General features: G+C 55.8%; 7 protein-coding genes. 6 read left to right on the top strand and 1 reads right to left on the bottom strand.

Going from position 1 to position 9,659, the window contains the following annotated elements; translation table 11 throughout:
• The coding region (locus BN871_RS08685; protein WP_048745413.1) for an alpha-L-rhamnosidase C-terminal domain-containing protein at positions 1 to 1,370 on the top strand (1,370 nt) is incomplete at its 5' end.
• A 415-nt stretch (positions 1,371 to 1,785) separates the two neighbouring features.
• Here the strand turns inward: BN871_RS08685 and BN871_RS08680 are convergent.
• Positions 1,786 to 3,363 carry a copper amine oxidase N-terminal domain-containing protein gene (locus BN871_RS08680; protein ID WP_021877296.1) on the bottom strand — a complete coding sequence of 526 codons (1,578 nt, stop codon included), beginning with the start codon at positions 3,361 to 3,363 and terminating at the stop codon, positions 1,786 to 1,788.
• 193 nt (positions 3,364 to 3,556) lie between these two features.
• On the opposite strand from BN871_RS08680, the gene BN871_RS08675 reads away from it, so the two are divergent.
• The 5 genes from BN871_RS08675 to BN871_RS08655 all read left to right on the top strand — a co-directional run bounded on the left by BN871_RS08675 (position 3,557) and on the right by BN871_RS08655 (position 9,649).
• Positions 3,557 to 4,432 (top strand): ABC transporter permease subunit, encoded by an 876-nt coding sequence (locus tag BN871_RS08675; RefSeq protein ID WP_048745411.1) that lies wholly within the window; start codon positions 3,557 to 3,559, stop codon positions 4,430 to 4,432.
• Entirely contained in the window at positions 4,429 to 5,349 is a 921-nt protein-coding gene (locus BN871_RS08670; RefSeq protein ID WP_048745409.1) for an ABC transporter permease, read from the top strand. Before BN871_RS08675 ends, BN871_RS08670 begins: the two co-directional genes overlap by 4 nt.
• Positions 5,350 to 6,057: 708 nt before the next feature.
• The gene (locus BN871_RS08665; protein WP_048745407.1) at positions 6,058 to 7,254 is read left to right on the top strand and encodes a sugar MFS transporter; all 1,197 of its coding nucleotides are present in this window, start codon (positions 6,058 to 6,060) and stop codon (positions 7,252 to 7,254) included.
• A gap of 99 nt (positions 7,255 to 7,353) precedes the next feature.
• On the top strand, positions 7,354 to 8,598 hold the full coding sequence (locus tag BN871_RS08660) for an aspartate aminotransferase family protein (protein WP_048745405.1): 1,245 nt from the start codon (positions 7,354 to 7,356) through the stop codon (positions 8,596 to 8,598).
• A 13-nt stretch (positions 8,599 to 8,611) separates the two neighbouring features.
• Positions 8,612 to 9,649, top strand: a complete 1,038-nt coding sequence (locus BN871_RS08655) for a zinc-binding dehydrogenase (RefSeq protein WP_048745404.1) — start codon at positions 8,612 to 8,614, stop codon at positions 9,647 to 9,649.
• Positions 9,650 to 9,659 lie beyond the last annotated feature (10 nt).

Here is a 9,659-nt window from a genome sequence, read left to right as displayed (position 1 = left end):
AGCCGCGCCTGTACGGCCCGGCGTCCTGGGCGCTCGAGGTCCAGCACAGCATTCGGGAAGGCGCCTCCGCAGCGGCTGCGGGCGCAGGGGGCGCATCCCGGCTTGTAGTCGGAAGCGGTACGCTGCAAGGAGCCTTTTCCGGCTACAGCCAGGACGATTCCGTCTTGGGTGCGCCGCTCGCGCTTGCCAGGACGCCTGTGTTCACGGCACTTTCCCCCGCCCCGCTCTATTGGAGAGGGGAGTCCAAGTCCGTCTATGAAGGCCGCGGCTGGAGGGAGGATTACGGGCAGCTCCAATCGGTTCCGGTCGGATCGGGTCAAGGAACGGAGTCAGGCGGTAGCGCTGGAATCACCCAGACGGTGCGGCTTGCAAGGCATGCCGAAGGACAGCCGCTTCCGGTATCGGGCAGGAACGCCGAGCTGATGGCTGCGCAAGGAGAAGGCGCCGGAAAGGGAGCCTCCTCTTACCTGAAGGACAAAATGACGGAAGCGATTTATTTGCCGCAGGGAGGCTCGGGAGAGCTGCAGTACGAGATGCGCTCGGTCAAGCCGGAGACTTCCGCCTCGGTCCTTCGCGCACAGTCGGAGACCAAGGAGACGGCGGAGGGCGCCGATGCGGAATGGCTGCAGGAGCAGATCCAGGCGAATCTTCAGCTGCCCGCAAACCTGCCGAAGCGGGTGAAGGATCTGGCCTCGTCCATCGTCCGCGCGGCTGGCCCGAACCGGTACGACCAGGCGGCGGCCGTCAGCGGGTATTTGAAGGAGCATTACGTCTACTCGCTGACGGACACTTCCATTCCGGAGGAAGCCTACCTGTGCGAGGCGGCTGACGGAGAGCGCCTGGCCGCTCTGGAGCAATACCTGGCGGAGCCGCCGGCTGAGTGGGTCCAGATCGGAAGCCCGTTCATAAGCTTCTTCTATTATGAGGCGCTCTCCAAGCTGGGCCGCCATGAGCTCATGCTGGACGACATCCGCCTTCACTATGGCCGGATGCTGGAGCATGGCGCGACGACCTGCTGGGAGATGTACCCCGATTTCGCGGAGAACCGGGCCAATCCCGATCTGCTTACCCGCAGCCACTGCCATGCCTGGTCGGCCGCTCCCGGGTATTTCCTCGGCGCGTCCATTCTTGGCGTCCGCAAGCTGTCGGCAGGCTGGCGTTCCGTAGAGATCGCTCCCCAGCCTGCAGGCTTGAGCTGGGCCGAAGGCGTCGTGCCGCTGCCGGACGGAGGCGAGATCAGCGTCAGCTGGCGGGTTGCAGGGAAGTATATTTCGCTTCGGATCGAAGCGCCATCCGACATCGCCATTCAAGTGACATGGCCGGAAGGCCATGCAGGCACGGTGGAGCAATTGACGACGGCGCGGATGTGAACGTTCGTTGGGCCGCGCCGGCTGCATTGCCAGTAGATAAGCCCATGATCGGCCACCCTTCCCGCGATGCGACTAGATAAGCCCATGTTAGGTCACCTTGCCTGAGATGCGACTAGATAAGCGAATGATCGGCCACCCTGCCGGCGATGCGGCGAAATGCATAGGCCCATGATGTGAAGCTCCAAGTGCCGTAGTCCCGTGATGTGAAGCTCCAAGTGCCGTAGTCCCGTGATGTGAAGCTCCGTTCTGCAAGGGCAAGCAAAAAAGAACGCGTTCGGTTCAGGAAGCCGTGGAAGACTTGTCCTGATCCCGAAACGCGTTCTTTGTCATTGCATGAAACGCTATCACCGATCGGTTGCAAAACGGGCGAGTTAAGCCTTGGGCCAATCGTCCGGCATGCGCTGCGGCAGCTCGTTTAGCCGACCTCGCGCTCAAGTGTGACATATTGGGTGTAGCTTTCTTTCTGGACGCTGATCGAAGCTCCGAGGAAACGGGCAATATCCCTCGCCGGGACGTACAGGCTGCCCCTCACGACAGTTGCCGGATAGGAAAGCTCTGCGTTTTTCCCGTTGATCTGAATCGACCGGCTGTCTTTTTGGAACCAAGCCGTCTTGCCGGTCGCAGCATCCTGCAGACTCCATTTCTTCTTTGAGGAATCGTACATAAGGGTTCCTCCCATGCGCTCCGCAACGCTTCTCAGCGGCACCAGCGATTGTCCGGATGCCGTCAGGATGAACGAATCCGGTCCGAACGGGAAGAACAGAGCCGTTTGCCGGCCGGCTTGCAGCTCGTTTTTGAGGATCTCGTATGCGGCGCTTCCTTTATCGAAATCCTGCATGATCCGGAAGCTCGGGGCGTCCGCCCAGCGATTCGAAGACCAGCTGTCCTTGCCGGCTGCCGGCTTGTCCGCGGCCACCTCTTCATTGACATGCCACTGTTCCCGCTGGATAACCAGGCTGATTCCTTGGATCGGAAGCTTCTCCCGCTCCACCGTGGCTTGCTCCGGCTGCCATACGGCTGCAGCGCTCAAGCTGCGGATATGCAGAGAGGAATCCAGCAGCAGCTCCGCCTTGAGCGAGGAGCCCTTCGTCAACAGATCCTCGAGCCCCCCTTCCTCCTCCGCCTGGTCCATGCTGTCCAGACCGGATGCAAGGCCGTCGCGGATGGACTCGACCGCGCTGGCGACGAGCTCGTCCTTGCCCGCTGCGGTCAAAGGCTCGCCGTTGTCGTCGGCCGCTTCAAGCTCGGGATGCGCCAGAATGACATCGTACAGGGCGCTGATGGACTCATTCAGCCCGTCGGGATCGGACGCCAACTCCGCTACATATTTTTTGAGCCAGCTCCAAAGCTCCATGCCCTGCCACTCTGTCGTCACTTTCCAGGCTGCTTGGCCTCCGCCGTATACGTCAGCGGATACAGGAAGCACGGAGAGGCGTTCGGGGTTCGGCAGCTTGGAGATCCAGAATCCGCCTGCCTTATCCACCAGCTCGCGGCCGATCAGCGCGGATTGCAGCGGGTCTGCCGAGCCGCCGATTCCGACAGCGGAAGCGCCGAGGCTGTCCCCGTAGCTGTAATCCTCGTCATTCATAGGGATGACCAAGGGCTTTTTAAGTCCTTCGATCCGGATAACGGCCTGCTGTTCATCCGCTTGTGCGGAAAAGCCGATGCTGCGGCTTCCGAACAGCAGCGCGCCGTGAAGCGATTGACGCTTTTCGTTCTCGACTTTCCATGAATCGATGCGCACCTGCACATTTTCCAGCAGCTTCATTGCCTGCTCGCTGCGAGCGCTGACATCTTCAAAGGCGAATCGGCTGAAATCCACGCTCAGCATCAAGCTGCCCCGGCTTTCGCCGGATTGCGTCGCAAGCGATTTGGCGATAGCGCCGTTCAAGTCCAGGCCTCCGACCGCCTGACAGCCTGCGGCTGCGAGCATCAGCAAGCAAAGGCCGAACAAGGCCGTTTTCCGAATTTTGTTCCATCCCGACTCTCTCATCGACGACATTTCCCCTTTTATTTCTTTTGAATGCTAGATTATTTTATCACAAGAGGATAGAGATGGAAGAGAGTCAAGCGGGAAACGGCTTCCCGCCGATAGAAACGAAACGGATCTAGACTTTTCAAGGATTTAAAAGATATACTTAATGGAATTTCCAAAGGAAGGGAATCCAGCGATAGCGATGTCAAAAATGAACCGAATTGTTTTAAGCATTCCAATGGTCTTCATCCTCGTCTTGATCATGGCCGAGCTGCCTCTCTTGCTGCAGCCGGACGGGAGCCACTCTATCCGGCTCGATTGGCCTCAGGGCGCAGCAAGCATCAAGGCGTATTTTTCCGGCATCCCGACCGGCGATTCCTTCCGGTTTCTATCCGGACAGAACACGCTTTCCTTCTGGGAGCAGATCGGAAGCTATTTCATCATTTCATTCGGTTATCTCGCCTGCGGAGCTCTGATCGGCACGACGATTGGCGTCCTGATCGGAATCTATTTCTCGTTATCCCGTGCGGAATGGCTGAAGCGGACCGTGGAATTTTTGGGCGCGATGCCCGATTTTGTATCCATCCTTCTCCTTCAATTTCTGGTCGTATTCGTGGCATCGAAAACCGGAGTCGTCCTTTTTCAAATCGCGACCTTATCGGTCAAGGAGCCTGCGATCGTGCTTCCCCTCGTATCGTCGATTCTCATTCCGGCCAGCTATATGATTCGAAACGTAACGATGCAGATGACATATACGCTGGCCGAAGATTATATCGGCTTTGCCAAAGCCCGCGGATTAAGGAAACTCTACATCGTTTTCTATCATGCTCTTCCCAATGTGCTTCCTTTCATACGAGCGGATCTGCATAAGTTTCTGGGAATTTTGATCGGGAATATCTTTATCGTGGAGTATTTGTATAATCTGCATGGCTTGACGATGCTCTTGTTCAGCAATGTCTACTCCTATAGCGGATACCAATTCCCGCTTGTCGTGAATGGACTCCTCACGCTGCTTCTTCTATACGCCGTTATTTATACGTTGCTGAAAACTTATCTATGGGGATGGGAAAAGGTGTTGTCTCGATGAACAAAACGCTGCTGGCAGGTTTGATTCTCACAACGGCAATTATAGGCGTAGCCATTTTCGGCAAGTTTTTTATCCGGCATGATTTGGACGAGCCGTTGAAAATTCATTATGCAGTCGACAGCAGCGGAAAAGGAACGATTGTTGCGCCGCCGCTTCCTCCAGGCAAGGATTATCCGCTTGGAACCGACTATTACGGCTATGATCTGATGACCCGGATTTTGGTTGGCGCCAAGTACACGATTTTCTTAGCCGTCGCGATTGCTTTTGCCCGAGTGTTTTTCGGCGGAATCGCGGGCATGCTGCTGGGTTACTTCGCCAGGAAGCCCGCAAAACGCCGAGAGCCGGCGACAACCTGGAAGCTGCTGAATGGAATTCCGATTTTTTTGGTCATTTGGCTGCTGCTGGCCGGATTATCGATCAATTCCAGCCTTTCGCCGATTCGGTTGTGCGTCGTGATGGGAGCAGTGCTTGCCGCCGTCGGGATTCCGTCGGTTGTCATCTCGATCAAGGAAAAAACGGAGCTTATTCGAGAAAAGCCGTTCATCCTCGCTGCTCGATCAATCGGCACGGGCCACCGGAAAATGATCGGCGCCCATCTCTTTCCCCACTTGAAGGACAGCTTCCTGATCTTGATCGTCCAGGAAATCGTGCTCGTCTTGACTCTGTTCGGGCAATTGGCCATCTTCCATCTGTTCGTTGGAGGAACAGTCATGACCTTCGATCCGATCGAATACAACAGCCGCACCAATGAATGGGCCGGATTGATCGCGGCCGGACGGAGCAGCCTGGACGTCTACCCATGGATCCTGTTTGTTCCTCTCGCCGCTTACCTCGTCCTTATTCTGGGATTCCAGCTGCTTGCCAGAGGCCTTCAAACCCTGTTCAATCAAAAATACACGAAGCCCTCCCGTCTTTAGCCTGCTGCACGCATGAACTGAACCGGAACCGATCCTTCTTCCTGGTAATCATCCATGGAAGTAACGAAAAAGCGGATGCCCTATGGGCATCCGCTTTTTCGTTCTTGAGCCTTTCAAGCGAGCTGCATCGACATCCCGTTCATGCCTTCGACGGCATGCGATGAACGTTTTTGTCTGTTGCTTATGGACAAGACTATGTCTGCGGTCCGTCCGCTGCGTTGTCGGCATGCGCCCTCGAAGCGCTCGGCCCGTCATCGCCCTTGTCGAATAGGGTCGCCATCGTCGGCGCTCCACGCTGAATCAAGCCGGTTCTATTCCTTTGCTGCGTTCCTGTGCCTCGGCCTTGCTGCACAAGAGCCTTCAGTCCCAGTTGGATATTTTTCTTCCGCTTATGACACCGGCATGAGAGGAAACCGCACTGGTTTCCCCGTTTTATAAATGCCATTCAGTCTGGTCAACCTCAGGAAGGAAGGCTCGGCCAATGGTTTTCGCGCTCTGTCGACAACATGTGAAGAAATAATATTAATGTGATATTAATCCATCTATTTACGATTCATTTCGACATGAAAATCGATTTTTATTTTGATTCAATCGGTCTATATAATTTGGACAAGTTCTAAATGTACAATACATACTAGTTTTGAAATGAAATAACAACTGGTATTGTTATTCATTTGTAAACTAAAAAAAGAGCGGGAGGATTGATTGTTGAGAAGAATTTTTCGTTTAAGCTGCGGATTTTACTTCCTGATCGGTGTTACCAGCGTTGTTTTGGGCTCTCTTTTGCCCCAGCTATTGACCGCCTACAATCGCTCTTACAGCGATGGCGGAACGTTGTTGTTTTTGCAGTTTCTCGGCTTTTTGGCTGGTGTGATGGCGTCTCCTGTCATGTCGGCCCGGCTAGGACGGAAGAGGCTGCTGATCCTGGCCTTGGCATCCATTGCCGTTGGGTATTTCGTGATGGGCTTTTTGCCCGATTGGACCTGGATCCTCATCATGACCATAGCCGCAGGCTTCGGCTCCGGCATGATCGAATCCACCATCGGAGCCTTCACGATTGAATTCGCGGAAGAACAAAAAGCGGTTGCGATGACCAAGCTGGACGTTTATTTCGGTGTCGGCGCGCTGCTGATTCCGGCCTTGGCCAGCCTGTACATCTTCCTCGAACTGTGGCGCTTCACCTTTTTCACTCTTTCGGCCATGACCATCCTGCTGCTGCTGCTCTGGAGCAAGGTTCCCGGCTCAAGCTCGGCAGGTATTCATGAAGCCGGACCGGCGGAACCCGGCCATCGGAAGCTCCGGTATTCGGGAAGGAGCCTTCGGATCTTGATTCTATTCGCGGCTTTCTTCTTCGTCTATATGGGCTTGGAGCTGGGACTCATGAATTTCCTTCCTTCTCTTTTCATCGAGACGATTCATGCCAAGGATTCCGCAGCTTCATTGAGCGTTACGATTCTGTGGGCTGCCATGGTGATCGGCCGGCTGTTCGTAGGGAGAATCGCGGAGTCGATCCGATATATCCCTTTCTTGTTCTGGAGCGCAGCTGGAACGCTTCTGCTTCTCTCCGCCATGGCCGTCATCTCCAGCGAATGGGCTCCCTATCTGCTCGTGTTCGGAGTCGGTCTATGCATGTCGGGGCTGTTCTCCATCGCTCTCGTGTATGCCAATACGCTGCTTCCCGGACAGACCGAAAAAACAACCAGCATCCTGATCGCTTCGGGCGGGATAGGCGGCGCGGTTCTGCAATATTTGATCGGCTGGAGCATGGCCCAAGGCGCCGCCATCCATACGATCTGGCTGTTTGCGGGCTTTAGTGCTGTGCTGCTTTTGTCCATTGGTCTGGCCGATAAATGGAGCGCCGCGCATAGAAGCGTTCCCCTGATCCAGCCGGGCAAGGAGCTGTAGGGACTTCGGATTTCAATCGGAAGGTCATTGTTGAGGAGGTGATGCGCAACTACGTGGGGCTCCGACGAAATCATCCTTATTCATAGTGGAGGTAAAATCATGCAAACCTTGACAAAAGACCGGTTCAGGTACGGAAAAGGAATCAAGCTGATCGATGATTCAGGAGCCGAATACCTCGATGGAGTATCCGGCACCTTCAACCTTTCTCTCGGCTACAACCATCCCTATGTCGTGGAAAAAGTGCAGGAGCAGGTCGGCAACCTTACCCATATGTCCTCTTCTTTTACCGAGCCTTATGTGAATGAAGTGCTGGATCATCTGGTCGAATATGCTCCCAACGGGATCAATGCCGGCTGGATGCGGGATATCACCGGCTCCACCGCCAATGAATGCGCGACGAAAATCGCTCAGAAGTATACCGAGTCCACGGATATCATCAGCCTGTTCTTGTCCCATCACGGCCAAACCCAGTTTGCGACAGGCATTTCAGGCAACGCTTTCCGGCGCAGGAAATTCCCCAACTCCGCCGCCGCGAATTCCCTGCATGTGCCCGCTCCCTATTGCTACCGGTGCCCCTTCAACGCTTCGCGCCCGAATTGCGGGTTTCAATGCATCGAAGCCATTTCCGACCATATCGAATATGCGAGCTCGGGATCGGTCGCCTGCATGATTATCGAGCCCATTCTGGGCAATGGCGGGAATATCATCCCCCCTGACGGCTACTTCGAACGCCTCCGCAAATTATGCGATGAATACAACCTCATCCTTATCGCCGACGAGGTCCAGACCGGCATCGGCCGCACCGGCTACATGTTTGCAAGCGAGCTCTTCGACATCCGTCCCGATATGATCACCCTTGCCAAAGGGCTCGGCGGAATCGGCGTGCCGGTGGCGGCGGTGCTGATGCAATCCCGCTTGGATGTGCTGGAGAAGCATGAGCATTCCTTCACGTCCGGCAGCAATCTGATCTCGGTTACAGCCGCCAAATCAACCTTGGATGTCGTGTCCGAGCCGGGCTTCCTTGACGAGGTGAAGCTGAAAGGCGAAATATTGGGCGAGCTGCTGGGCGAGCTGGCGGAAAAGCACTCGTGCATCGGCGAAGCGCGCGGCGTAGGGCTTATGTGGGGCCTTGAAATCGTCGACAGCGAGGACGCTCCCGATGTGGCGAAGGCAAATGCGGCCATCGAGCGGGCATTCAGCGATCAGCGCCTCATCTTGAGAGGATCGCGGTACGGCTTCGGCAACGTCGTGAAGGTGAGGCCTTCCCTGACGGTCACCGCGGATGAGCTCGTGGAAATCGTCGGCAGATTGGACTCGGTTCTGGACAGTCTTGAATACAGTTGAGGAGGAGAAACGGATGCAAGCATTGGTGTACAATTCGGCTTGGGATGTCGCTCTCGAAGAAAGGCCCGTACCGGCCATCGAGAAGGATAACCAGGTGCTGGTCCGCATCAAGGCCACTGGCGTATGCGGCACGGATCTCGGAATCGTGAGCGGGAAATATCAGGCGTCGTCCTCCATCATCCTCGGCCATGAATCGGCGGGAGAAGTGGTCCTTGTCGGCAAGTCCGTCACGACGCTTATGCCAGGAGACCGGGTCGTGATCGATCCGACCTACTACTGCGGCCAGTGCGGGATGTGCAGGACGGGACGGCAAAATCACTGCGCCCATAAATCCGTCACGGAAACGGGCGTCAGCGCCGACGGCACCTTCACCGACTATTATGTGGCCGAAGACCGCTTTCTGTATAAGCTGCAGGACCATGTCAGCTATGAGGAGGCGACCTTGACCGAGCCGCTCAGCTGCATTCTGACCGGCATCAACCAAATCAACCTTCTTCCCAGCTTCCGGACGATCGTTCTGGGTGCCGGGCCGATCGGCATTCTGTACAGCCATGCGCTCGCATCGAAAGGCGTAACGGGTTCTCTGGTGGACATTTCCAAGGAAAGGCTGTTCAAGGCGGGCTCGATCGCTCCGGCTCGCTGGGAAGCCTATGATTCGTTCCAGGCAGCCGTCGAGGCGGCCGATCCGTCGGGGCGGCAGGTCGACCTGATCGTAGACACGACAGGCGTGGTCGGCACTCAGGTCATCTCCAACCTGGCGAACGGCGGCTACCTGATGCTGGTCGGCTTAAGAGACGGCACAAGCACGTTCAATCCGAAGGAAATCGTGGACCGGAGCTTGAAAATCATCGGCTCCATCGATTCATTGGGAACCTTTTCGACCGCCCATTACTTGATCGAGCAGCGCATCGTTCCCGCCAAAGAAATCATTACCCATACGTTTCCGCTGGACCGGTACAAGGAAGCCTTTCACGCTCTCGGATGCGACTTGAACGAAAGAACGCTCAGTCCGTCCTCCCATGCAATCAAGGTCATTCTTCAATCCAGCTGATCCGTACCAA

This window comes from Paenibacillus sp. P22, from assembly GCF_000469945.2.
Lineage (GTDB): Bacteria > Bacillota > Bacilli > Paenibacillales > Paenibacillaceae > Paenibacillus_O > Paenibacillus_O humicus.
This window is presented reverse-complemented; position numbering and strand designations above follow the sequence as displayed.